25 protein-coding genes and 1 riboswitch are annotated in these 23685 nt (G+C 72.7%); of the genes, 15 read left to right on the forward strand and 10 right to left on the reverse strand.

Features of this window, described 5'->3' with window-relative positions:
• Nucleotides 1-19: 19 nt before the first annotated feature.
• The 3 genes from macS to ALMP_RS23240 all read left to right on the forward strand — a co-directional run bounded on the left by macS (nucleotide 20) and on the right by ALMP_RS23240 (nucleotide 3079).
• A complete protein-coding gene (gene macS / locus ALMP_RS23230; protein WP_264931326.1) occupies nucleotides 20-1249 on the forward strand; it encodes a MacS family sensor histidine kinase in 1230 nt (409 codons plus the stop codon).
• Nucleotides 1246-1944, forward strand: coding sequence for a response regulator transcription factor (locus ALMP_RS23235; RefSeq protein ID WP_264931328.1), 699 nt, complete (start codon nucleotides 1246-1248; stop codon nucleotides 1942-1944). The genes macS and ALMP_RS23235 overlap by 4 nt, the downstream gene beginning before the upstream one ends.
• Before the next feature lie 106 nt (nucleotides 1945-2050).
• Nucleotides 2051-3079 (forward strand): 6-phosphofructokinase, encoded by a 1029-nt coding sequence (locus tag ALMP_RS23240; protein WP_264931330.1) that lies wholly within the window; start codon nucleotides 2051-2053, stop codon nucleotides 3077-3079.
• Nucleotides 3080-3088: 9 nt separating this feature from the next.
• Here the strand turns inward: ALMP_RS23240 and ALMP_RS23245 are convergent, their stop codons facing one another.
• Both ALMP_RS23245 and ALMP_RS44430 read right to left on the reverse strand, forming a co-directional pair.
• On the reverse strand, nucleotides 3089-4954 hold the full coding sequence (locus ALMP_RS23245) for an anthranilate synthase family protein (RefSeq protein WP_264931332.1): 1866 nt from the start codon (nucleotides 4952-4954) through the stop codon (nucleotides 3089-3091).
• Nucleotides 4955-5048: 94 nt separating this feature from the next.
• The gene (locus ALMP_RS44430) at nucleotides 5049-5318 is read right to left on the reverse strand and encodes a trp operon leader peptide (RefSeq protein WP_375803522.1); all 270 of its coding nucleotides are present in this window, start codon (nucleotides 5316-5318) and stop codon (nucleotides 5049-5051) included.
• Between ALMP_RS44430 and ALMP_RS23250 the strand changes: the two genes are divergently transcribed.
• Together ALMP_RS23250 and ALMP_RS23255 are read left to right on the forward strand one after the other, a co-directional pair.
• Complete coding sequence (locus ALMP_RS23250; RefSeq protein ID WP_264931334.1) at nucleotides 5212-6564, forward strand: class II 3-deoxy-7-phosphoheptulonate synthase; 1353 nt, start codon at nucleotides 5212-5214, stop codon at nucleotides 6562-6564. The two genes, ALMP_RS44430 and ALMP_RS23250, sit on opposite strands and share 107 nt — an antisense overlap.
• Before the next feature lie 146 nt (nucleotides 6565-6710).
• Nucleotides 6711-6935 (forward strand): bacterioferritin-associated ferredoxin, encoded by a 225-nt coding sequence (locus ALMP_RS23255; protein WP_264931337.1) that lies wholly within the window; start codon nucleotides 6711-6713, stop codon nucleotides 6933-6935.
• A 24-nt stretch (nucleotides 6936-6959) separates the two neighbouring features.
• Here ALMP_RS23255 and bfr read toward each other — a convergent pair whose 3' ends face one another.
• Nucleotides 6960-7439, reverse strand: a complete 480-nt coding sequence (gene bfr, locus ALMP_RS23260) for a bacterioferritin (RefSeq protein WP_264931339.1) — start codon at nucleotides 7437-7439, stop codon at nucleotides 6960-6962.
• A gap of 175 nt (nucleotides 7440-7614) precedes the next feature.
• On the opposite strand from bfr, the gene ALMP_RS23265 reads away from it, so the two are divergent.
• On the forward strand, nucleotides 7615-8247 hold the full coding sequence (locus tag ALMP_RS23265; protein WP_264931341.1) for a sulfite oxidase-like oxidoreductase: 633 nt from the start codon (nucleotides 7615-7617) through the stop codon (nucleotides 8245-8247).
• Nucleotides 8248-8277: 30 nt separating this feature from the next.
• Here the strand turns inward: ALMP_RS23265 and ALMP_RS23270 are convergent, their stop codons facing one another.
• The 5 genes from ALMP_RS23270 to thiO all read right to left on the reverse strand — a co-directional run bounded on the left by ALMP_RS23270 (nucleotide 8278) and on the right by thiO (nucleotide 13425).
• Complete coding sequence (locus ALMP_RS23270) at nucleotides 8278-9156, reverse strand: deoxyribonuclease IV (RefSeq protein ID WP_264931343.1); 879 nt, start codon at nucleotides 9154-9156, stop codon at nucleotides 8278-8280.
• Nucleotides 9157-9190: 34 nt separating this feature from the next.
• On the reverse strand, nucleotides 9191-11134 hold the full coding sequence (gene pknB, locus ALMP_RS23275; RefSeq protein WP_264931345.1) for a Stk1 family PASTA domain-containing Ser/Thr kinase: 1944 nt from the start codon (nucleotides 11132-11134) through the stop codon (nucleotides 9191-9193).
• Nucleotides 11135-11266: 132 nt separating this feature from the next.
• Nucleotides 11267-12061: a thiazole synthase gene (locus tag ALMP_RS23280; RefSeq protein ID WP_264931347.1), complete on the reverse strand. Its 795-nt coding sequence runs from the start codon at nucleotides 12059-12061 to the stop codon at nucleotides 11267-11269.
• 3 nt (nucleotides 12062-12064) lie between these two features.
• Nucleotides 12065-12265, reverse strand: coding sequence for a sulfur carrier protein ThiS (gene thiS / locus ALMP_RS23285; RefSeq protein ID WP_264931349.1), 201 nt, complete (start codon nucleotides 12263-12265; stop codon nucleotides 12065-12067).
• Complete coding sequence (gene thiO, locus ALMP_RS23290; protein ID WP_264931351.1) at nucleotides 12262-13425, reverse strand: glycine oxidase ThiO; 1164 nt, start codon at nucleotides 13423-13425, stop codon at nucleotides 12262-12264. Before thiO ends, thiS begins: the two co-directional genes overlap by 4 nt.
• Nucleotides 13423-13534, reverse strand: a riboswitch (TPP riboswitch). It overlaps the preceding gene by 3 nt.
• A gap of 51 nt (nucleotides 13535-13585) precedes the next feature.
• On the opposite strand from thiO, the gene ALMP_RS23295 reads away from it, so the two are divergent.
• The 6 genes from ALMP_RS23295 (at nucleotide 13586) to ALMP_RS23320 (ending at nucleotide 18474) form a co-directional block, all read left to right on the forward strand.
• Complete coding sequence (locus tag ALMP_RS23295; protein ID WP_264931353.1) at nucleotides 13586-13936, forward strand: hypothetical protein; 351 nt, start codon at nucleotides 13586-13588, stop codon at nucleotides 13934-13936.
• A gap of 32 nt (nucleotides 13937-13968) precedes the next feature.
• A complete protein-coding gene (locus ALMP_RS23300; protein WP_264931354.1) occupies nucleotides 13969-15225 on the forward strand; it encodes an NAD(P)/FAD-dependent oxidoreductase in 1257 nt (418 codons plus the stop codon).
• A 100-nt stretch (nucleotides 15226-15325) separates the two neighbouring features.
• A complete protein-coding gene (locus ALMP_RS23305; protein WP_053671919.1) occupies nucleotides 15326-15691 on the forward strand; it encodes an Rv2175c family DNA-binding protein in 366 nt (121 codons plus the stop codon).
• 78 nt (nucleotides 15692-15769) lie between these two features.
• Nucleotides 15770-16414 (forward strand): thiamine phosphate synthase, encoded by a 645-nt coding sequence (thiE, locus tag ALMP_RS23310; protein ID WP_264931356.1) that lies wholly within the window; start codon nucleotides 15770-15772, stop codon nucleotides 16412-16414.
• Nucleotides 16415-16528: 114 nt separating this feature from the next.
• On the forward strand, nucleotides 16529-17452 hold the full coding sequence (gene metF / locus ALMP_RS23315; RefSeq protein WP_264931357.1) for a methylenetetrahydrofolate reductase [NAD(P)H]: 924 nt from the start codon (nucleotides 16529-16531) through the stop codon (nucleotides 17450-17452).
• Between the two features lie 56 nt (nucleotides 17453-17508).
• The gene (locus tag ALMP_RS23320; RefSeq protein WP_264931359.1) at nucleotides 17509-18474 is read left to right on the forward strand and encodes a hypothetical protein; all 966 of its coding nucleotides are present in this window, start codon (nucleotides 17509-17511) and stop codon (nucleotides 18472-18474) included.
• Between the two features lie 25 nt (nucleotides 18475-18499).
• Here ALMP_RS23320 and ALMP_RS23325 read toward each other — a convergent pair whose 3' ends face one another.
• Together ALMP_RS23325 and ALMP_RS23330 are read right to left on the reverse strand one after the other, a co-directional pair.
• Nucleotides 18500-19975 (reverse strand): NAD(P)/FAD-dependent oxidoreductase, encoded by a 1476-nt coding sequence (locus tag ALMP_RS23325; RefSeq protein WP_264931361.1) that lies wholly within the window; start codon nucleotides 19973-19975, stop codon nucleotides 18500-18502.
• Between the two features lie 510 nt (nucleotides 19976-20485).
• Nucleotides 20486-21112 carry a TetR/AcrR family transcriptional regulator gene (locus ALMP_RS23330; RefSeq protein WP_264931363.1) on the reverse strand — a complete coding sequence of 209 codons (627 nt, stop codon included), beginning with the start codon at nucleotides 21110-21112 and terminating at the stop codon, nucleotides 20486-20488.
• 212 nt (nucleotides 21113-21324) lie between these two features.
• On the opposite strand from ALMP_RS23330, the gene ALMP_RS23335 reads away from it, so the two are divergent.
• The 3 genes from ALMP_RS23335 (at nucleotide 21325) to ALMP_RS23345 (ending at nucleotide 23587) form a co-directional block, all read left to right on the forward strand.
• Nucleotides 21325-21888 carry an SAV_6107 family HEPN domain-containing protein gene (locus ALMP_RS23335; RefSeq protein ID WP_264931365.1) on the forward strand — a complete coding sequence of 188 codons (564 nt, stop codon included), beginning with the start codon at nucleotides 21325-21327 and terminating at the stop codon, nucleotides 21886-21888.
• 194 nt (nucleotides 21889-22082) lie between these two features.
• On the forward strand, nucleotides 22083-22910 hold the full coding sequence (locus ALMP_RS23340; RefSeq protein WP_264931366.1) for a methyltransferase: 828 nt from the start codon (nucleotides 22083-22085) through the stop codon (nucleotides 22908-22910).
• Between the two features lie 278 nt (nucleotides 22911-23188).
• Nucleotides 23189-23587, forward strand: a complete 399-nt coding sequence (locus ALMP_RS23345; protein WP_264931368.1) for a DUF3040 domain-containing protein — start codon at nucleotides 23189-23191, stop codon at nucleotides 23585-23587.
• The last annotated feature ends 98 nt before the right edge of the window (nucleotides 23588-23685 follow it).

The following is a 23685-nucleotide window of genomic DNA, read 5'->3' on the forward strand; positions in this document are numbered from 1 at the left end:
ATCAGGGGGGGCGGGGTACATGGCCAGGCGCGAGAAGGTCATGCGGATGTCGGTCGAGCTGCCGCTGTGGCGTGCGCTGACCGCCTACCGGGTGCTGACCATGCTGTACGCGGTCGGCCTGTTCGTTGCCGCCTACGACGACTACGACCGGCCCGGTGTCGCCGTGGCCTACTACGTCGTCCTGTGCGGATGGACGCTCGCCACCCTGCCCCGCGTACAGAACGCGACCGCCTGCACCAAGCGCTTCCTCGCCATCGACCTCGCCGTCGCGCTCACCGGCATCGTCCTGACCCCGCTGGTCGTCAACGACGAGCACATCCTGGCCGGCGGCCCCACCCTGCCGTCGATATGGACGGCGGGTTCGGTCCTGGCGTACGCCATCAAGGGCGGCTGGCGCTGGGCCGCGTTCGCCTCCACGCCGGTCGCCGTCGCCAACCTGATCGAGCGCGGCCACCCCGCCCGCGACACCGTCCACAACGTGATCCTCGTCTGGGTCGCCTCCATCGCCATCGGCTATGTCGTCGAGGTGGCACGCGCCTCCGAGCGCACCCTCGCCCGCGCCCTGGAGATCGAGGCCGCGACCCGGGAGCGGGAGCGGCTGGCCCGGGACATCCACGACAGCGTGCTCCAGGTGCTGGCCATGGTGCAGCGGCGCGGCGCGGTCCTCGGCGGCGAGGCGGCCGAGCTCGGCCGGATGGCCGGCGAGCAGGAGGTGGCCCTGCGCACCCTGGTCTCCGGCGGGCTGCTGCCGGTCTCCCGGGTGTCGGAGGACGCCGCCGAGGGCGCCGTCGTGCGCGCGGTGGAGGAGACCGACGAGGACGACCCGGACGGGCCGGCGGACCTGCGTCCGCTGCTCGCGCCGTTCGCCGCCGCCCGGGTCAGCCTCGCCGAGCCCGGCGCCCCGGTGCTGCTGCCCCCCGCCGCCGCCCGTGAGCTGGCCGCGGCGGTCGGGGCCGCGCTGGACAACGTGCGCCGGCACGCCGGGGAGGAGGCCCGGGCCTGGATCCTGGTCGAGGACGAGCCCGACGCGGTGATCGTCACCGTGCGGGACGACGGGCCCGGCATCCCGGAGGGGCGGCTCGCCCAGGCCGAGGGTGAGGGGCGGCTCGGGGTCGCCCTGTCGATCCGGGGCCGGCTGCGCGACCTCGGCGGCAGCGCCGAACTGATCTCGACGCCGGGCCAGGGCACGGAGGTCGAGCTGACCGTACCGAAGGACGACGCGAAGCGGGGGAAGGCAGGACTGCGATGAACGAGGAACAGGTGGGGACAGCGGGGACGCGCGGCCCGATCAAGGTGATGGTGGTCGACGACCACCCCATGTGGCGGGACGCGGTCGCCCGGGACCTGGCCGAGTCCGGCCTCGACGTGGTCGCCACCGCGGGCGACGGCGAGCAGGCCGTGCGCCGCGCCAGGGCCACCACGCCCGATGTGCTCGTGCTCGACCTGAACCTGCCCGCCAAGCCGGGCGTGCAGGTCTGCAAGGAGGTCGTCGCCGCGAACCCCGCCGTGCGCGTGCTGGTGCTCTCCGCGAGCGGTGAGCACGCCGACGTCCTGGAGGCCGTGAAGTCCGGCGCCACCGGCTACCTGCTGAAGTCGGCCTCCACCGAGGAACTGCTCGACGCGGTGCGCCGTACGGCCGTCGGCGACCCGGTGTTCACCCCGGGCCTGGCCGGTCTGGTCCTCGGCGAGTACCGCCGCCTGGCCTCCGAGCCGGCGCCCGCCGCCGACACCGACGAACCCGGCGCGCCCCGGCTGACGGACCGGGAGACCGAGGTGCTGCGCCTGGTCGCCAAGGGCCTGAGCTACAAGCAGATCGCCGAACGGCTGGTCATCTCCCACCGCACGGTCCAGAACCACGTCCAGAACACGCTCGGCAAGCTCCAGCTGCACAACCGGGTGGAACTGGTCCGGTACGCGATAGAGCGCGGCCTCGACGACGAGTAACACCCCAGCCGTTCACCGGAATTGTGCCGACCCGCCCATATCGGTGTGAGCTGGATCACGATTACCGTGTGTCTTCGTCGGACCACTGCGGCGAAGGGACATGTCCATGCGCGTCGGAGTACTGACCGGAGGCGGCGACTGCCCCGGCCTCAACGCCGTCATCCGGGCCGTCGTCCGCAAAGGAGTGCAGGAGTACGGCCACGACTTCGTCGGCTACCGGGACGGCTGGCGGGGTCCGCTCGAGGGGACGTCGGTCCCGCTCGACATCCCGGCCGTGCGCGGCATCCTGCCCCGCGGCGGCACCGTCCTCGGCTCCTCGCGGACCAACCCGCTCAAGGTCGAGGACGGCATCCGCCGCATCAGGAAGAACCTGGCCCGGCAGCAGATCGACGCGCTCGTCGCGATCGGCGGCGAGGACACGCTCGGCGTCGCCGCCCGCCTGTCCGACGAGCACGGCGTGCCCTGTGTGGGCGTGCCGAAGACCATCGACAACGACCTGTCCGCCACCGACTACACCTTCGGCTTCGACACCGCGGTCGGCATCGCCACCGAGGCCATCGACCGCCTGCACACCACCGCCGAGTCACATATGCGCGTCCTCGTCGTCGAGGTGATGGGCCGGCACGCCGGCTGGATCGCCCTGCACTCGGGCCTGGCCGGCGGTGCCAACGTCATCCTCATCCCCGAGCAGCGCTTCGACGTCGAGCAGGTGTGCGCCTGGGTGACCTCCCGGTTCCGGGCGTCGTACGCGCCGATCGTGGTGGTCGCGGAGGGCGCGATGCCGAAGGACGGCGACATGGTCCTCAAGGACGAGTCGCTGGACGCCTTCGGGCACGTCCGGCTCTCCGGCGTCGGCGAGTGGCTGGCCAAGCAGATCGAGAAGCGCACCGGCAAGGAGGCCCGCACCACGGTGCTCGGCCATGTGCAGCGCGGCGGCACCCCGAGCGCCTTCGACCGCTGGCTCGCCACCCGCTTCGGCCTGCATGCGATCGACGCCGTCCACGAGCGCGACTTCGGCACGATGGTCGCGCTGCGCGGAACGGACATCGTCCGCGTACCGCTCGCCCGGGCCACGGCCCGGCTCAAGACCGTGGACCCGAGGCTGTACGCGGAGGTCGGCGTGTTCTTCGGCTGACGGCGCCCCTCAATCCGACAACGTGCCGGCGCCGAGCAGGGAACCGACCAGCTCCCGCACCACGGCCGCCCCGTTCAGAGTCAGCACCGACTCCGGATGGAACTGCACCCCCGCGAAGCCCGGGCCGCGCAGCGCGTGCACCTCCCCGTTCGCGGCCCGGCTCACCTCGATGCCGTGCGCGGCCAGCTCGGCCAGGGCGTCGTCGTCGCAGCGCGCCGTGAAGCTGTTGTAGAAGCCGACGGTCTCCTCCCGCCCGAACAGGTCGATCACCGTCTGCGCCCCCTGGTACGGCACCTCCTTGCGGACGATGTCCAGCCCCAGCTCCGTCGCGATCAGCTCGTGCCCGAGGCAGACGCCCAGCACGCCCTGCCGGTGCTCCCGGACGATCCGCGCCGTCAGCTCCCGCAGGAACCGCATCTTCGGATCGGCGAGGTCGGACGGGTCACCGGGACCCGGCCCGAGGACGATCACCCCCTCGTGCGCGAGCACCGCCTCCCGCAGCCCCGGCTCGTCGTACCGCCGTACGGTGACCGTGAGCCCCGACGACCGCAGGACGTGCGCGAGCATCGCCGTGAAGGTGTCCTCGCCGTCCACCACCAGGGCGTGCCCGGTCAGCTCCCGCGAGCGCTCCTGCATCCGCAGCCAGAACGGCGCCAGCGACGCCCTGCGCCCATCCAGCGCCGCCCGCACCCGGGGGTCGTCGGCCAGCCGCGGGCGGGTGTGGTGCGCACGGGGCCCGCCCGGCCGTACGCCGAGCGCCGCCAGCACGCCCGCCGCCTTCGCGTGCGTCTCCGCGACCTCGCCCGCCGGGTCCGAGCCGCGCACCAGCGTGGCGCCGACCGGCACCCGCAGCCGTCCGGCCGCGTCGATGTCGGCGGTGCGGATGAGGATGGGGGAGTCGAGGGTCTGCGCCCCGCCCGAGTCGGTGCCGAGCAGCGCCAGCGCACCGGCGTAGTAGCCGCGCCCGCCGACCTCGTGCCGCTCGATGACCCGGCAGGCGTTCTGCACCGGCGAACCGGTGACGGTCGCGGCGAACATGGTCTCCCGCAGGACCTCCCGCATGTCCAGCGAGGACTTGCCGCGCAGCTCGTACTCGGTGTGCGCGAGGTGCGCCATCTCCTTCAGCCGCGGCCCGACCACCACCCCGCCCATGTCGCCGACGGTGCACATCATCTTGAGCTCCTCGTCGACGACCATCGACAGCTCCTCGATCTCCTTGCCGTCGGCGAGGAAGTCCAGCAGGTGCTCCGGTGTCGGCCCGCCGTCCGGATAGCGGTAGGTGCCGCTGATCGGGTTCATGACGACGGTGCCGCCGGACATCCGCACATGCACCTCAGGGCTCGCCCCGACCAGCGTGCGCTCCCCGGTGTGCACCACGAACGTCCAGTACGCGCCCCGCTCACCCTCCAGCAGCCGCCGGAACAGCGCCAGCGCGTCGGCCCGCCCGAACCCGTGGATCCGCCCCTGGTACGTCCGCCGGACGACGAAGTTGGCACCCTCGCCGCGTCCGATCTCGTCCCGCAGCACCCGGCCGACGATCCGCGCGTACTCCTCGTCGTCGACGTCGAAGCCGCCGCCGTCGACGCGCACGTCATGGGCGGGCAGTTGCTCCAGCGCCGCGGCGAGCGGGATCTCGTACCGCTCCTCGGGGGTCAGGACGGCCAGCGGTGTGCCGTCGTCGCGGACGTCGAAGCCGCGCTCGCGGATCTGGCGGAACGGCACGAGCGCGAGGCCCTCGTCGGGCAGGTCGGCGAGGCGGTCGCGGGTCGTGACCGGGCCGAGGAGCACCTCGACCGTGTGCTCGTCGTGGCCGGGCGTGCGGCGGCGGAGCAGGGCGAAGGGGCGGGGGTCGTGCAGCAGGTCGTACAGACGCATGGGGTCCGTGTCCTTCTCGATGAGGAGGAACGACCCCGACGAACGCCGAAGGCCGCCCCTCGGGCGGCCTTCGCGAAGTCGTACGTACGCGCAGTCAGTGGGCCGCCGGATGAGCGGTCCACCACCAGTTCTGGGTCGAATGCGCGAACATGCGACGCACATTACCCCACAGGCCCCACGTCCACAGGTGAGCGGCGCTCTGTCTCACCTGTCGAGCGACGGGAAAATCCCGCGACACGACCCCGTAACCTGGGTGCGTGACCGTGAACGCTAAGACCAGCGCGAATGCTGGCAACACCTGGCGAGACCTGCCCGCGGCGCAGCAGCCCGAGTACCCCGACCCCGAGGCTCTGCGCGCCGTCATCGCGGAGCTCGAGTCGTATCCGCCGCTCGTTTTCGCGGGCGAGTGCGACCAGCTGCGCGCCCGGATGGCGGCCGTCGCCAAGGGCGAGGCGTTCCTCCTGCAGGGCGGCGACTGTGCCGAGGCCTTCGACGCGGTGTCCGCCGACCACATTCGCAACAAGCTGAAGACCCTCCTCCAGATGGGCGCCGTGCTGACGTACGCCGCCTCCGTGCCGGTGGTGAAGGTCGGCCGGATCGCCGGCCAGTACTCCAAGCCCCGCTCCAAGCCGACCGAGACCCGCGACGGCGTGACGCTCCCGACCTACCGGGGCGACTCCGTCAACGGCTTCGAGTTCACCGAGGCGGCCCGGGTCCCGGACCCCGAGCGCCTGAAGCGGATGTACCACGCGTCCGCCTCGACGCTGAACCTGGTGCGCGCCTTCACCACCGGCGGTTACGCCGACCTGCGCCAGGTGCACGCCTGGAACCAGGACTTCGTGAAGTCCTCCCCGTCCGGCCAGCGCTACGAGCAGCTCGCGCGTGAGATCGACAGCGCGCTGAACTTCATGCACGCCTGCGGGACCGACCCGGAGGAGTTCAAGACCGTCGAGTTCTACTCCTCGCACGAGGCGCTGCTGCTCGACTACGAGTCCGCCCTGACCAGGGTCGACTCCCGCACCGGCCGGCTGTACGACGTGTCGGCGCACATGGTGTGGATCGGTGAGCGCACCCGGCAGCTGGACCACGCCCATGTCGAGTTCGCCTCGAAGATCCGCAACCCGATCGGCATCAAGCTCGGCCCGACGACGACGGCCGAGGAGGCGCTGCAGTACATCGAGCGCCTCGACCCCGACCGGGAGCCGGGCCGGCTGACCTTCATCGTCCGTATGGGCGCCGACAAGGTCCGCGACAAGCTGCCCGAGCTGGTCGAGAAGGTCACCGCGTCGGGTGCGACGGTGGCCTGGGTGACCGACCCGATGCACGGCAACACCTTCGAGGCGGCCTCGGGTCACAAGACCCGCCGTTTCGACGACGTGCTCGACGAGGTCAAGGGCTTCTTCGAGGTCCACAAGGCCCTCGGCACCCACCCCGGCGGCATCCACGTGGAGCTGACCGGTGACGACGTCACCGAATGCGTGGGCGGCGGCGACGAGATCTTCGTCGACGACCTGCACCAGCGCTACGAGACGGCCTGCGACCCTCGGCTCAACCGCAGCCAGTCGCTCGACCTGGCCTTCCTCGTCGCGGAGATGTACCGGGATCAGTAACCGCTGGTAACGGCTGTGGGGCGCGGATCACATACGATCCGCGCCCCTCTCCACTTTTGCGGGTTCTGTGCGACGGGTAAGGTTAGGTTAGCCTCACCGATCAACGGGGTGGCCATACTTGTCGCTCCCGTCGGAGGTGAATCCGCGTGTACGTCTGCAGCTGCTTCGGAGTGACCGAAGCGCAGGTCAAGCAGCACGCGGACAACGGTGCGTGCACGCCCCGCCAGATAGCCTCCGCCTGCAAGGCGGGCACGGACTGCGGGTCGTGCGTACGCCGTATCCAGGCGATCCTCGGCCGGGGTGCCTGCCCGCGCCGTGAGCTGGCCGACCAGGGCCGGCCCGTCCTCTCCGAGCTGGACGAAGCCGCGTAGTCCCGCGACCCGGCTCGCCCCCGCTCAGCTCTCCGGCTGCTCGATCAGCTGGGCGATGTACAGCGCCTCGCCGAGTTTCTCCAGCAGCTCCAGCTGGGTGTCGAGGTAGTCGATGTGGTGCTCTTCGTCCTCGAGGATCGACTCGAAGATGTTCGCGGACGTGATGTCGCCCTTCTCGCGCATCACCTTGATCCCGCGCTTGAGGCGGTCGATCGCCTCCACCTCGATCTGCCGGTCGGCCTCGAACATCTCCCTGACCGTCTGGCCCACGCGCACATGGAACAGCCGCTGGTAGTTCGGCAGGCCCTCCAGGAACAGGATCCGGTCGGTGAGCACCTCCGCGTGCTTCATCTCGTCGAACGACTCGTGCCGCGTGTACTTGGCGAGCTTCGTCCAGCCGTAGTTCTCCTGCATCTTGGCGTGCAGGAAGTACTGGTTGATCGCGGTGAGCTCGCCGGTGAGCTGCTCGTTGAGGAATTCGATGACCTCGGGATCGCCCTGCATCGCAGAGGCTCCTTCCACGTGGGGAATCGGGGAGGTTGCCGCCGCATGATTTCACCGGCGCCGAAGATCGTCCAGTAAGTGCGTACTTAGTAAGTTAGTCCATGCTTAGTGGCAGTTGCCCGTTTCGGGACATGCCCGGTCATGTGCATCGCCCCGGGTCTGTCAGGATGGAGTCATGGGTCATCCGGTGGAGCGAGCAACAGGAGAAGCAGCAGCGTCCGAGCTTCCGCCGGGGCAGCGACTGCAGCGGGGCTGGCCCGTCACGCACTACGGCCCGGTGCCCAAATTCCGGCCCGAACGCTGGGACTTCAGGGTATTCGGCGCCACCGCCGACGGCGAGAAGCACAGCTGGACCCACGCGGAATTCACAAGCCTCCCCCACACCACCGTCGTGGCCGATCTGCACTGCGTGACGAAGTTCAGCATGCTCGGCGCCGAGTGGGGTGGGATCCCGGCCCGCACCATCCTGGAGATCGCTCCGCCCGCGGACGACGTCACCCATGTGATGGTGTGGGCGGAGTACGGCTTCAGCTCCAATCTGCGCCTGTCCGACTTCACCTCCGAGCGCACCCTCTTCGCCACCCACAAGGACGGCGAACTGCTCACCGCCGAGCACGGCTTCCCGCTCCGCCTGGTCGTCCCCCACCTCTACGCCTGGAAGGGGCCGAAGTGGGTCCGGGGTGTGGAGTACATGACCGCCGATCGCCGCGGCTTCTGGGAGGAGCGCGGCTACCACAACATCGGCGACCCCTGGAGGGAACAGCGCTACTCGTACCAGGAGGAGCCCGGGGAGGGCCCCGAGCTCTGACTCCCGCTGTCCGCGCCGCTCTGCCCGGTTCTATCCGTCCCGGAGTTTCTTCAGCCGCTCCACGTCCGCCGAGTGCCCCTCCTTGCCGCCGGGCGTCTCGATGATCAGCGGGACTCCCGCGGTCGCCGGGTGGGTCATCAGGGCGCGGAACGGGTCCTCACCGATATGGCCGGCGCCGATGTTCTCGTGCCGGTCCTTGTGGGCGCCGACCACGTCCTTGGAGTCGTTGGCGTGGATCAGCTTCAGCCGCCCCTCACCGACGGTGTCCACCAGCAGGTCCAGGGTCCGGTGCATGCCGGACGGGCCGGTCAGGTCGTGCCCGGCGGCGAAGACATGGCAGGTGTCCAGGCAGACGCCGAGCTTGGGATGCGCGTCCAGCGCCTCGAAGTACGGGCCGAAGTCCCAGGTCCGGGAGCACAGGGAGGCGCCCTGCCCGGCCGTGGACTCCAGCAGCAGGAACGGATCGTCGTCGTGGGTCAGCTCGTCCAGCAGCGGCAGCAGGTACTCCCGGACCTGCTTCAGCGCCACCGACCGCTCCCGCCCGCCCGTCGCGCTCCCGGTGTGCACCACCACGCCCAGCGCGCCGATCGCCCGCCCCCGCCGCAGCGAGTGCCGCAGCGACTCCACCGACCGCTCCACCGTCGCCTCGGTGTGCGAGCCGAAGTTGATCAGATACGGCGCGTGCACGTACGCCGGGATCGACTGCGCCGCGCACGCCTCCCGGAACGCCTCGTCCTGCCGCGGATTCCCGGCGGGGGTGGCCCAGCCGCGCGGGTTGGCGACGAAGACCTGGACCGTCTCGGCCTTGAGGTCGCGCGCGTACGACAGCCCCACGGAGTGCAGACCGCCGGCCACGGGGACATGGCCGCCGACGGGGTTGCGGGAGGGGAAGGGGTGCTCAGGACTCACCCGTTCAGGGTGTCATGGCCGCGAGGGTGCCCGGTCACCGGATGGTGATCGTGATCGTCGACCCCTTGGGCGCCGTCTCGCCGCCCTCCACGGACTGGCCCTCCACGGTGTCGCCGAACAGCCCGAGCAGTCCGCGGTCCTCCTTGACCTTGAAGCCGGCCTCCTCCAGCAGCTTCTTGGCGTCGTCGACGCTCGCCCCGACCACGTCCGGGACCTCGGCCGTCTCCGGGCCCTTGGACAGCGTCAGCGTCACCGTGTCCCCGGCGGCGGCCTGCTGGTCCGGACCCGGCGACTGGGCGGCGACCTGCCCCTTGTCGAACTCGGAGTTGACCTCCTGCGCGGAGACCGTCACCTTGAGGCCGGCCTCCACCAGCTCGGCCCGGGCGTCGTCGAGGTCGTCGCCGGTGACGTCCGGGACGTCCACCGGCCGGCCCTTGCTGACGATCAGGGCGACCGCCGTGCCCGCGCGCCGCTCCGTGCCCGCCTCGGGGTTGCTGCTGATCACGGCACCCTTGGCGACGTCCTGGCTGAACGCCTCGGTGACCAGGCCCGGCGAGAGGGCGTCCTCCTTCAGCTGCGCCTTGGCCTTGGCCAGCGGGGTGCCCTTCAGATAGGGCACCTTCACCGTCTCGGGGCCGTCGGAGATGACAAGGGTCACCGCGTCGTGCTTGCGGATGCGGCTGCCCGGCTCGGGGTCGGTGCTGATGACCGTGCCCCGCTGCACGGTGTCGCTGTAGGCGTGCTCGATCCCGCCGAGCTCCAGCCCGGCCGCCGCCAGCCGCTTCTCGGCCTGCGCCTGGGTCTGCGTCAGCACCGCCGGCACCTTGGTGAACTGGCCGGAGTTGATGTACCAGACGCCCGCGCCGACGCCGAGCGCCAGCAGGACGGCGGCGACGATCGCGAGCAGCCCGCGGCGGGGCCGCGCCGACGAGCGGCGCCGGGACGGCACGGGAGGCTCCGCCTCGAACCGGGAGGTCCGGTGCAGCGGTGCCCGGTCGTCGTCCTCCTCGTCCTCGTTGACGGGCAGCGGCCGGGGCACGGTCAGCGAGCGCGGAATCACACTGGTGCGGTCCTCGGCGTTGTCGTGCGCCGCGGAGAGCGCCTGCGGCGGCAGCGCGTCCAGCTGCTCCTCGCCGAGCGCGCCCCGCGCCCGGCGCGCCTGGGCGAGCAGCGCCACGGCGTCGTGCGGGCGGACGTCCGGGGTGCGGGCGGTGGCCGAGGCGACCAGCTCGTCCAGCTCGTACGGCAGACCGGGCACGACGGCGGACGGCGGGGGCATGTCCTCGTGGAGGTGCTTGTAGAGCACGATCGCGGGGTTGTCGCCCTCGTGCGGCTTGTCGCCGGTGAGCATCTCGTAGAGCATCACCCCGCACGCGTACACGTCCACGCGCGCGTCGGCGGCGCCCTGCTGTTCTATCTGCTCCGGGGCCAGGTAGGAGACGGTGCCCAGCACGGCCCCGGTGGTGTTGGTGACGGTGTCCACGGACCGTACGAGCCCGAAGTCGGCGACCTTGACCCGCCCGTCGTCCCCTATCAGCACGTTCTCGGGCTTCATGTCCCGGTGCACGAAACCGGCGCGGTGCGCGGCACCTAGCGCGGCGAGCACCGGCTCCAGGATGTCCAGCGCGGCCCGCGGTTGCAGCGCCCCGCGCTCGCGCAGCACGTCACGCAGGGTGCAGCCGGCGACGTACTCCATGGCCAGGTACACGTACGACCCGTCGGTGCCCTGGTCGAAGACCTGCACGACATTGGGGTGCGCCAGGCGGGCGACGGACTTCGCCTCCCGGATGAAACGTTCGACGAACGAGGCGTCGGCCGCGAGCGTCGGATGCATCACCTTGAGCGCGAGGACGCGGTCGAGGCGGGTGTCCACGGCCCGGTAGACCGTGGCCATCCCGCCGACCGCGATCCGCGCCTCCACGCGATAACGCCCGTCGAGCACCTGCCCGACCAGAGGGTCCTGAAGGGTCGTGTCCACGCGGCGAGTCTACGAGCCACCGCCGACACCCCCACCGCTCCCACCACAGTTGGAGCGGGACTGAAGCGGAGCTGTGACGCAGGGCACGGGGCGAAGCGCGGCGGTGGAACGGCAGGGGGGGGCCGTCCGCGGTCAGAAGGCAGGGCGCTCGGGGTCCAGCGCCGCACGGCCCTCCGCGGGAGACGACGCCTCGGCGAAGTACCTCCGGGGGATCCGGCCCGCCAGCCGGGCCAGCCGCCCCGCCTCGACCCCGAACCGCATGGCCGACGCCATCCGCTCAGGGTCCGCCGCCCGCGTCACCGCCGACGCCAGCATCACCCCGTCGCACCCCAGCTCCATCGCCAGCGCCACGTCCGACGCCGTACCGGCCCCCGCGTCCAGGATCACCGGCACGCGCGCGTGCTCCACGATCAGCTCGAAGTTGTGCGGGTTGCGGATCCCGAGCCCCGACCCGATCGGCGACCCCAGCGGCATGACCGCCGCGCAGCCCACGTCCTCCAGCTTCCGCGCCAGCACCGGATCGTCGTTGGTGTACGGCAGCACCGTGAACCCGTCGTCGACCAGCGTCTCCGCAGCGTCCAGCAGCTCGACCGGGTCCGGCAGCAGCGTCCGCTCGTCGGCGATGACCTCCAGCTTGACCAGGTCGGTCTCCAGCGCCTCCCGCGCCAGCCGCGCCGTCAGCACCGCCTCCCCGGCCGTGAAGCACCCCGCCGTGTTCGGCAGCACCCGGATGCCCAGCCGGCGCAGCACCGACAGCACCGACCCGCGCACCGAGGGATCGACCCGCCGCATCGCGACCGTCGTCAGCTCGGTCCCGGAGGCGACCAGCGCCCGCTCCAGCGTCTCCAGGCTGGGCGCACCGCCCGTACCCATGATCAGGCGGGACGAGAACGTCGTACCGCCGAGGACGAAGGGATCGTCGGCCATGGCTCAGCCTCCCTGGACGGCGGTGAGGACTTCCACGCGGTCGCCCTCGCTGAGGGCCGTGGCGGACCACCGCGCGCGCGGGACGACGGTTTCGTTGAGCGCGGCGGCCACCCCGGAGGGCGCGGCGGTCAGGGACCGGACGACGGCGTCGAGGGCGGTACCGGCCGCCACCTGGCGCCGCTCACCGTTGACGGAGATGTTCATGCGGGCTGCTCCGAGAGTGCGGCGGCGGCGAAGCGCCGGGGCGTGAAGGGACGGGCCTCGTCGGGGAGTTCACCGGTGGCCAGGACATGGGCCATCGCGTCACCGGTCACGGGGGTGAGCAGCACACCGTTGCGGTAGTGGCCGGTCGCCAGCAGCAGCCCCTCCAGCTCGGTCGGGCCGAGCAGCGGCGCGTTGTCCGGCGACCCCGGACGCAGGCCCGCTCGGGTCTCGGCCAGCGGCAGCTCGGTGATGCCGGGGACCAGCTCGTGCGCGTCGCGCAGCAGCTCGTAGACGCCGCCCGCCGTCACGGTGGTGTCCCAGCCCAGTTCCTCGCTGGTCGCGCCGACGACCAGCTCGCCGTTCTCCCGGGGCACCATGTAGACCTGGCCGCCGCGCACGACGGCCCGTACGGTGCGGCTCAGGAACGGCGCGTACCGCTGCGGCACGGTCAGCCGCAGCACCTGCCCCTTCACCGGCCGTACCGGCGGCAGCACCTCGTCCGGGACGCCCGCGAGCCGCCCGCTGAGGCTGCCGGCCGCGAGCACCACCTGCCCCGCCGACGGCGCCGTGCCCGCGCGCGTGAGGACCCCCACGGCCCGGCCGGCGACCATCGACAGCCGCTCGGCCCACGTGCGGTGGAAGACGACGCCCGCCCGCTCGCACGCGGCCACCAGCGCCCCCGCCAGCCGGCGCGGATCGATCTGGTGGTCGCCGTCCACCCGCAGCCCGCCGCGCACCCCGGGAGCGAGCATCGGCTCGAGCCGTCGGCACTCCCGCCCGGACAGCCACTCCGACTCCAGCCCCGACCGCTGTTGCAGGGCGTGCAGGTCACGCAGGTGCGCGCGGTCGTCGGCGTCCAGCGCGACCGCGAGCGTGCCGCAGCGCCGGTAGCCGAGATCGTGGCCCGTGACCTCGGTCAGCTCGGCCACGAAGTCCGGGTAGCGGCGCGCCGAGGCGAGGTTGAGCCCGAGCAGCGTCTGCTCGCCGTGGTGGAGTTCGGTGACGGCGGCCAGCATCCCGGCCGCCACCCGCGCGGCCCCGCCGCCCGGTTCGGGGTCCACCACCGCTGTGGTGAACCCGCGCTGCGCGGCCCGCCACGCCGTGACCAGGCCGATGATCCCGCCCCCGACGACGAGGACGTCTGACGTACGTGAGGACATGGGCGTCCAGCCCCTCCCTTCGCCGGCATGACCCGGATCAGGTTCGTACGGTCGGAGGCCGCCAGCCTCCCTCTCAGCCCGGTGCGTCCGGGCTCCCGCGAGTGCTCTACGTTGGCCACCCTAGCCCTTGGTTCCGCGCCTCTGTAAGGGAGCCTTGCCCGTGGCCCGTTCGCTCGACGGTCTCGTCCTCGTCCCTGTCGCCGACCAGGCGCCAGGCCAGGTCGGCACCCGCACCCGCTTCACGTACCACGAGCGGGACGGTGTGATCTGGGCCGACTACGCGGGCGGCGACGTCGTACGCGGGCACCTGGTGGGTACCCGGGAGGGGGACCGGCTGGACTTCCGGTACGTCCAGCTCGGGCCCGACGGGACGACGTCCGGCGGGCACTGCGTGTCGACGGTCGTGGAACTGCCCGACGGCCGGGTGCGCCTGGACGAGACGTGGGAGTGGGAGTCGCGGCCCGGCCACGGGACCAGCGTTGTGGAGCAGGTCACGGAGCACGACGGCTGACTGACAATCCGTCAGTTGTCTATGGTGATCAGGTGAGCGAGCAGACCCAGGAAGCAGGCAGGTCACCCGGGCGGCGCGTGGTCGTCGCGGGCGCGGGCATGGCCGGGGTGCAGACCGCGGTCGCCCTGCGCGAGCTGGGCTTCGACGGCACGGTGACCGTGATCGGAGCCGAACCCCACCAGCCCTACGACCGGCCCCCGCTGTCCAAAGCCGTCCTGCTCGGCAAGGCCGAGGGCTCCGCCTTCGACGTCGACTTCGAGGGCCTCGGCATCGAGCTTCACCTCGGCCGCGAGGTCGTCGGCCTGCGCCCCGCCGACCACCTGCTGGACACCGAGTCCGGGCCCGTCCCGTACGACGTCCTGGTCGTCGCCACCGGCGCCGAGCCGATCCGGCTGCCCGGCTCCGAGGGCGTGCCCGGCGTCCACCTGCTGCGCACCCTCGACGACGCCGAACGGCTGCGGCCCGTGCTCGCCCGCCAGCACGACATCGTGGTCGTCGGCGCCGGCTGGATCGGCGCCGAGTTCGCCACGGCCGCCCGCGAGGCCGGCTGCGCGGTCACCGTCGTCGAGGCCGCCGACCGGCCGCTGGCCGGCGCGCTGCCCGCCGAGGTCGCCGCCCCGATGGCCGCCTGGTACGCCGACAGCGGCGCCGTGCTGCGCACCGACGCGCGCGTGGCCCGTGTCGAGCCCGGCGCGGTCATCCTCTCCGACGGCTCGCTGCTGCCCGCGGGCGCCGTCGTCGTCGGCATCGGCGCCCGCCCCGCCACGGCCTGGCTGGCCGGCTCCGGCGTCCGGCTGGGCGCCGAGGGCGAGGTCGTGGCCGACGCCCATCTGCGCACCTCGGTGCCGGACGTGTACGCGGTCGGCGACTGCGCCTCCTTCCCCTCGGGGCGCTACGGCGAGCGGCTCCTCGTCCACCACTGGGACAACGCCCTCCAGGGCCCGCGCACGGTCGCCGCGAACATCCTCGCCGAGACCACCGGGGCGCCGCCCGCCGTCTACGACCCGGTGCCCTACTTCTGGTCCGAGCAGTTCGGCCGCTTCGTGCAGTACGCCGGCCACCACATCGGCGCCGACACGACCCTGTGGCGCGGCGACCCCTCGGGGCCGGCCTGGACGGTCTGCTGGCTGCGCGGGGACCGCCTGGTCGCCCTGCTGGCGGTGGGCCGCCCCCGGGACCTCGCGCAGGGCCGCCGGCTGATCGAGGCGGGCACCCCGATGGACCCGCGGCTCCTCGTGGACCCGGCCAGACCCCTGAAGGCGGCGACGGCGCAGCGTCCCACCGGGTGACGCCCACACCTGGGCCGCGGCGGTGTCGTCCGGGGCGCGCGGGGCCGCGTCCGGGGCGCCCGGCTTCCGAGTGTCAGTGGCAGATGGCAGGCTTGTTCTCGTGACCGAGATTGACGCAAAGATCGATGCTCTCGTCCCCGCCTGGCTCACCCTGCCCGACATCGCCGAACAGCTCGGTGTCGAGGTGACGCGCGTCCGGCAGCTGGTCAAGGAGGGCCAGCTCATCGCCGTACGCCGTGGCGAGAACCGCGCGCTGCACGTCCCCGCCGCCTTCATCGACGGGGACAAGGTCGTCAAGGGCCTGTCCGGGACCCTGACCCTGCTGCGGGACGACGGCTTCACGGACGAAGAGATGCTGGAATGGCTCTTCACCCCCGACCCCTCCCTCCCCGGCACTCCGGCTCAGGCCCTGAGCGAGAATCGCGGCACAGAGGTGAAGCGCCGCGCCCAGGCGCTCGCCGTCTGACCCGCACCACCGACAACCACCCGGTGTACGGCCGCGGCGCGCCGCGGCCGTACACCACCGCCCCGGGGGGACCCACGCATGCCCGACACCGCCCGTGCCCGTCTCGCCGACGCGCGCCTGTACCTCTGCACGGACGCCCGTAAGCGCCAGGGCGACCTCCCGGAGTTCCTGGACGCGGTCCTCGCGGGCGGCGTCGACATCGTCCAGCTGCGCGACAAGGGCATGGAGGCCGCCGAGGAGCTGGACCACCTGAAGGTGTTCGCCGACGCCTGCGCCCGGCACGGCAGGCTCCTCGCGGTCAACGACCGCGCCGACGTGGCGCACGCCGCCGGTTCCGACGTCCTGCACCTCGGCCAGGGCGACCTGCCGGTCCCCGCGGCCCGCGCCGTCCTGGGCGAGGACGTCCTGATCGGCCGCTCCACGCACACCGAGGCGGAGGCGGCCGCCGCGGCCGTCCAGGAGGGCGTGGACTACTTCTGCACCGGCCCGTGCTGGCCCACCCCCACCAAGCCCGGCCGTCCCGCCCCCGGACTCGGCCTGGTCCGCTTCACGGCGTCCCTCGGCACCGACCGTCCCTGGTTCGCCATCGGCGGCATCGACCTCGGCAACCTCGACGAGGTGCTGGAGGCCGGTGCCCGCCGCGTCGTGGTGGTCCGGGCGATCACCGAGGCCGACGACCCGGGCGCCGCGGCGGCCGAGCTCGCCAAGCGGCTCAGTCCGTGAGCGGAGCCGACCGGGCGTGAGCCGGGCGTCCAAGGAGTGGACAGCAAGCCGACAATTCGGGCAAATATCCGAGATCTGGTTGGGGGACCGCCGACCCCTGGCTAACCTGCGGGTATGGCCCTCGGAACCGCATCCACCAGGACCGACCGTGCCCGCACGGTCCGCGACATCCTGGCCGCCGGCAAGACGACGTACTCGTTCGAGTTCTACGCGCCGAAGACCCCCCAGGGTGAGCGGAGTCTGTGGAATGCCCTGCGCAGGGTCGAGGCGGTGGCCCCCGACTTCGTCTCCGTGACCTACGGCGCCGGCGGCTCCACCCGGGCCACCACGGTCAAGGAGACGCAGCAGATCGTCGCCGACACCACCCTCACCCCGGTCGCGCACCTCACGGCCGTCGACCACTCCATCGCCGAGCTGCGCAACATCATCGGCCAGTACGCCGACGCAGGGATCCGCAACATGCTCGCCGTGCGTGGCGACCCGCCCGGCGACCCGATGGGCGAGTGGGTGCCGCATCCGCGGGGCCTGACCTACGCCGCCGAGCTCGTCCGGCTCATCAAGGAGTCGGGCGACTTCTGTGTCGGTGTCGCCGCCTTCCCCGAGATGCACCCGCGCTCCAGCGACTGGGACAGGGACGTCGCGCACTTCGTGGACAAGTGCCGGGCGGGCGCCGACTACGCCATCACACAGATGTTCTTCCAGCCCGAGTCCTATCTGCGGCTGCGCGACCGGGTGGTGGCGGCGGGCTGCGCGACCCCGGTCATTCCCGAGGTCCTGCCGGTCACCAGCGTGAAGATGCTCGAGCGGCTGCCCCAGCTCAGCAACGCCCACTTCCCGCCCGAGCTGAAAGAGCGGATCCTCACAGCCAAAGACGATCCGGCCGCTGTACGCTCCATTGGCATCGACTTCGCCACGGAGTTCTGCGCTCGGCTGCTCGCCGAGGGAGTGCCCGGACTGCACTTCATCACGCTCAACAACTCCACGGCGACGCTGGAAATCTACGAGAACCTGGGCCTGCACCACCCGCCGCAGGCCTAGACCGGTCGCACGGACATACGACACACTGCGTAGCGGCCACTGGGAGAGGGGCGTACATGGGCTGGACGGTCCTCTACATCGCGTTCGGCATCGTCGCGTTGTGGCTGCTCGGCGAGGTGCTGTTGCAGTACAAGGCGCGCCTGCGCTGGCGGCTGCTGGCGTTCGCCGGCTTCGTCGGTGTCGTGCTCGGTGTCCTGATTCCGTCGGTCCCGGTCATCGCGCTGGGCGCCGCCGCCTTCGCGGTCGGCCAGACCTACGTCACGCTGTCCTTCCGTCGCGGCTTCGCGGCGGGCTGGGCCGTCAGCCGCCCCGGTGCCGACGCCCTCAAACGCCGTCGGGGCAAGGCCGAACGCCAGGACCCGGCCCTGGAGGTCTCCGGTCTGGAGGCCTCCGGCAGCGGATTCGCCGACGACGCCCCCGACGCCTTCGGCCCGGACACCGCCACTCCGTTCGCGGCCGACCTGCCGTCCTACGAACCGGACAAGGACGTCTTCGACGACGACCGCGACGACGTCTTCACCCCGGCGCAGCGCACCGGCACCCCCGCGGAGACCACCGCCGTCTACGAGCCGCAGCCCCTGCCCGACGACACCGGCTCCTACGGCATATACGGCGACGACTCCGCGTACGCCCCCGCCGGCCAGCCCCACGACCAGTACGCGACGGCCGCCCAGGGCGCGGACCAGGGCTACGGGTACGACGGCTACTCCGGCTACAGCCAGCAGCAGTACGGCTACGACGCCTCGGGCGAGCAGCAGTACGCCGCCTACTCCGACCCGTACATCGGCACCCAGACCTACGGCGGCGGCTCCGACTACGGGCAGCAGTACGGCCAGCAGGGCTACGGGCAGGACCAGTACGCCACCGGCGGCTACGGCGAGACCCCGGCCGGCGGGGTCTGGGTCCCGCAGCAGCGCACCACCGACGACTTCGGCAACGACCTCCCGCACGAGCAGCCGTACCCCTACCAGGGCGGCGACGGGCAGCAGGGGCACGGGGCCGACGACCAGTACCGCTTCTGACGGACCGTGCGGCGGCGCCCCGGGCTCACTGCGAGCCGCGGAACTCCGGTCCCTCCACGATCAGCCCGGCCACCAGCGCGCCCGACATGCCCGCGTGCGGCAGACCGCCGCCCGGATGGGACCAGCCGCCCACACTGAACAGCCCGGGCAGGCCGGTGGAGTTCGACGGATGCAGCAGCCGGCCCCCGGCCGCGGCCAGCGCCGGCGCCGGCACGGACCCTCCCGGGGCGCCGGTCTCCCGCGCGATGTCGCCGGGGGCGCGCACCTCATGCCACAGCAGACGCTCCCGCAGGTCGGGAAGGACGCGCTCCGCGACGGAGACCACCGCGTCCACCCGGTCGGCCGGTATCCGCGCCCCGGCCGGCACGACCGCGCTGAGCGTGACCGCCTCATGGCCGGTGTCCGGGACCAGCCGCGGATCGTCGGGCCGCAGCACCGTGACCGTCGGTGCCGCCGCCCCCGCCGGTGCCGCGCCGAACAGGCCCTCCAGCTCGCCCTCGCGGTCCTGGGTGTGCACCACCGTGCGGTGCGCGGTCCCCTCCGGCCGGGCGCCGCGCAGGGCGAGCAGCACCGTCAGCCGGCTCGGCAGCCCCTGCTGTGGCGCCACCTCGCCCTCGCCGCGCGCCCCGGCCCGACCTCCCAAGGTGCCGGGGGCGACCACGAAGTCGGCCTCTGCCACCGCGCCGTCCGCGAACTCCACGCCCGCCGCCCGGCCGTCCTTCTCCAGGACCCGCACGGCCTCGGCGCCGAAGACGAACTCGACCCGGCGCGCCAGACAGCGCTCGTACACCGCGCGGGCCAGCTCCCGCATCCCACCACGCACGCACCACACCCCGAAGGCGTGCTCCATGTACGGCAGCACGGCGGCGCTCGCCGGAGCGGTGCGGGGATCCAGGCCGTACGCGAGCGCGTGGCTCTCCAGGAGCGCGGCGAGCCGCGGGTCGCGCAGCTCCCAGGCGCCGATCTCGGCGAGTGTCCCGGCCCGGCGGGTGCGCAGCAGCCGCTTGTGCGGCACCGACGGGTAGGGCTCACGCTCGGCCAGCACCGACCAGTTGGGCCACAGGGGTTCCTCCAGGAGCGGCCGGCGCGTCCGGTCCCAGGCCTCCCGGGCCCGGACCAGGACGTCCCCCCAGCGCTGCCCGGCGCCGGCTCCGAGCGCCTCGTCCAGGGCCGCGACGACCCCCGCACGGGAGGCGTTCGGCAGGGACACCTCGGTGCCGTCCGCGAACACATGGTGTGACGACGGGTCGACCTGGACCAGCTCGACGCACTCCTCCAGCGGCTCCTTGCCCGTCTTGATGAACAGATCGCGCCAGACCGCGGGCAGGGGCAGCAGGCCGGGTCCCGTGTCGAAGGCGAAGCCCTCCCGCTCGAAGCGGCGCACCGCACCGCCGTACGTCTCCGTACGCTCGTACACCGCCACCCGGTGGCCCGCGACGGCCAGCCGGGCGGCGGCCGCCAGCGCGCCCATCCCGGCGCCGATCACCGCAATCCGTGCCATGCCTGCGACTTTATCGGCCGCCACTGACAGTGACGCCGCCAGCCCGGCGGCGGGCGGCGGGACCGACGTCCTGGGGGAGAGCGCGGACACCCTGAGTACCTGTACCTAAGCGGCCAGATGAGTACGCGCGCGGATGGGGAGGTGCCCGCGCGAACGGGAGAGTGGAGGCACGGGAAGGGGCGCGGCACCGGCACCGCCGACACGGGGCGGCGGAACGGCGCCGGCTCTGGACCGCTCCTTCCGCCGGCCCGGTCGGCGGAAGCGAGACACGGGGGGAACCCTGGGGGGAACGACCGGACGGGGGACCGACGGGGGAACGGGGGAAACGGGGGATCAGGGAACGGGGGAGCACGCGGAAGCGCCGGCTCGGGGTGGCCCACGGGGGACGTGGCCACCGCGGACCGGCGCTTCCGCACGCGGCGGGGCGGGCTCGGCGTATCGCTCGCCATGGTGGATCGACTCCGGCGCTTTCGCGCACGCGCGGGGCGGGTCGTTCGCCCGCCCGGGTGCTCAGGGGCGGCCGCTCACCCGGCCCTGCAACAGCCGGGACAGCGCCGCGTGCACGTCGTCCAGGGACCGTTCCGGCTGGAAGGCCTGCCAGTCCAGGGCGGCCACCAGGACCATGCCGACCAGCGCCGCGGCGGTCAGCTGGACGTCGATCTCGTCGCTGAACTCGCCACCTTCGATGCCCTCGCGCAGCACCCCCTCGACGACGGCCACCGCCTCCTGCCGCACCATCATCAGCGTGGACTGCCAGGCCCGGTTGGTGCGCCACAGCTCGGCCACGTACAGCTGGGTGAAGGCCGGGTAGCGGTCGATGAAGACCAGGCCCGCGCGGATCATCGCGTCAAGGGCGTCGACCTTGCTGCCGCCCTCGCGTGCCGTGCGCTCGGCCGCCTCCCTCAGCGAGGCGGTCAGAAGGCCCACGCCGTGCCGCAGCAGCTCCTCGAAGAGGACCGACTTGCTCGCGAAGTTGTAGTAGACCGTGCCCTTCGCGACGCCCGCCCGCTCGGCGATCTCGTCCACCGTGGTGGCGGAGAAACCCTGCTCGGCGATGAGCGTGACGGCCGCCTCGTAGAGCTTCTGCCGGGTGGCCTCGCGGCGGGTGCGGCCGCCCGACGTGGTGGTGCTGTCCATGCCCCTGATTCTCACAGCAACCGGGCGGCCCGAAGACCGCTTCGGCGCTCCCGGCGCCCGCCTCCCGATGGCCGGCGCCCGCACCCGACCCGAACGCTCGATCGAAGCAAAAGCCCAGGTCAGATCGGATTGTCAGTGGCATACCTCACGATGGGCACATACGGCACCCCCGTGTCGGGGCGTGCCGTCACCCAGACGACAGGAGGTTCGTCATGGCCAGCACCCACGCAGCAGCCGCCCGCCGGCGCCGCGCCACCGGCCCTGCCCCCTCACTGACCGGCCCGGCGAGCGACGTGCACCCCGTCCTGCGCCGGGCCACCGCCCCGCCCGCCGCCCTCGACCTGCTCGCCCAGGCCCGCGCCGGACTGGACGAGGCCGCCGTCCTCGAAACCCCCAACGAGCGGTACGCCACGGCCCACCTCGCCGCCCTGCGCACCGCCGCCGCCGTGCTCGCCGCGCGCGGCCGCCCCGAGACCAACCCCCGACGCCGGGCACGCATCCGCAGCGCCTGGGAAGTGCTCCCCGAGATCGCGCCCGAGCTCACCGAGTGGAGCGCGCTCTTCGCCTCCGGCGCCCGGCGTCGCGCCCGGGCCGAGGCGGGCATCCAGGGCGCCGCCAGCCGCCGGGACGCCGACGACCTGATACGCGACGTGGCGATGTTCATCCGCCTGGTGGAGCGCATGCTGGTCCTCCAGCCGGTCCTGCCCCAGCCACGCCAGGACGGCGACGAGCCGGACGGGCCCGGCGCGGGGAGCGGCATGCCGGACGCGGGATGAGAGGCGTGGAGCGAGGAGGGGCGCGGGGCGCGTTTCCTCCCTCCGACCCCGGCCACCGCGATGACCGGCCGCCGCGCCGGAGGCAATAGGGTGGAGAGCGCCTGAAGCCTTCCCTCTCCCGCACCCCGGGCCGGGGAGGCAGCCCGTTCGCTCCGCCGCGCAAGAGGCGGTGCCGCGCCGAGGAGTCAACTGCCGTGTCGGACCCGATGCGCCCGCCCGTCTCCCATCACCACCCTCAGACGACGTCGCTGGGCGCCGACCCCTCCCGCCCCCGCTCCTCCCTGCGTACCGCCGTGGTCTGGGAGGTCCTCCAGGACGCCCTCGACCGCAGGGTCAAGGCCACCGGCCGGGAGTCGCTGGACGTCCTCGACAGCGGCGGCGGCAGCGGCAACTTCGCGGTGCCCGTCGCCCGCCTCGGGCACCGCGTCACCGTCGTCGACCCGAGCCCCAACGCGCTGTTCGCCCTGGAGCGCCGCGCCGCCGAGGCCGGTGTCGCCGACCGGGTCCAGGGCGTCCAGGGCGACGCCCACGGCCTCTTCGACGTGGTCGAGCGCGGCGGCTACGACGCGGTCCTGTGCCACGGCGTCCTGGAGTACGTCGACGACCCGGCCGAAGGCGTCCTCAACGCGGTGGCCGCGCTGCGCGGCGAGGGCGTCCTCAGCCTGCTCGCCGCCGGTCTCGGCGGAGCCGTCGTCGCGCGCGCCCTCGCCGGCCACTTCAAGGAGGCCCGCCAGGCCCTCACCGACCCCGACGGCCGCTGGGGCGCGGGCGACCCGGTGCCGCGGCGCTTCACCGCCCAGCAGCTCACCGGGCTGGTCGAGGGCGCCGGCCTGAGGGTCGGTTCCGTCCACGGCGTACGGGTCTTCGCCGACCTGGTCCCCGGGGTCCTCGTGGACACCGAGCCCGGCGCCCTGGAGGCCCTGCTCGCGCTGGAGGAGGCCGCCGCCGAACTCCCCGCCTTCCACTCCGTGGCCACCCAGCTTCATGTGCTCGGTGAGACCCGGGGGACCGGCGAGGCCTGAGCGCCCTCCCGGGGTGTGTCGCTGATCAGGGACTTGGCTCTGGATGGAGTACGCCACAGGCCCCCCGTTCGGGCGTTGTGCGCCGTATGATCGAGGGAGACCGCTCCGGCATGACGGGTCGGCCGCTGGGGAATGGAAACCTCAGCGGACCGGGACGGCCATGACGGGCTCCGGTTGGCCAATTGGCGTAGAGGGGCGGGTTTCACGGGGGCGATTCCCTGCCTATCCTGAAGGGACCCCCCGGGTCGCCCCGGCGACTGCACGATGAGGAGGACTCCGTGCCGCTCTCGGAGCACGAGCAGCGCATGCTCGAGCAGATGGAGCGAGCGCTGTACGCCGAAGATCCCAAGTTCGCGTCGGCGCTTGAGGGAAGCGGGCTGCGTACGTACACCCGACGGCGGGTCTACCAGGCAGTCGCGGGCTTCCTCGTGGGTATCGCGCTCCTCATGGCCGGTATGGTCGCCAAGCAGGTCTGGCTCAGCGTGGTGGGTTTCCTCGTCATGCTGGGGTGTGCGGTGCTCGCGGTGACCGGTTGGCGCAAGGCTCCCAAGCCGGGTGAACAGCCGGCGGGTGCCCCGCACGCGCGCGGTCAGGGACGGCCGAAGCGCTCCATGATGGACCGTATCGAGCAGCGCTGGCAGCGCCGCCGTGACGAACAGGGCGGCCACGACCGCTGACGCCCGTCACCGGCTCCTGGCAGCACCGCGCCACTCACTGACATCCGTGAGGGGGTGACCACCGCAGAGGTGGTCACCCCCTCATTCATGTCCCGCGC

The organism is Streptomyces sp. A012304, assembly GCF_026008495.1.
Lineage (GTDB): Bacteria > Actinomycetota > Actinomycetes > Streptomycetales > Streptomycetaceae > Streptomyces.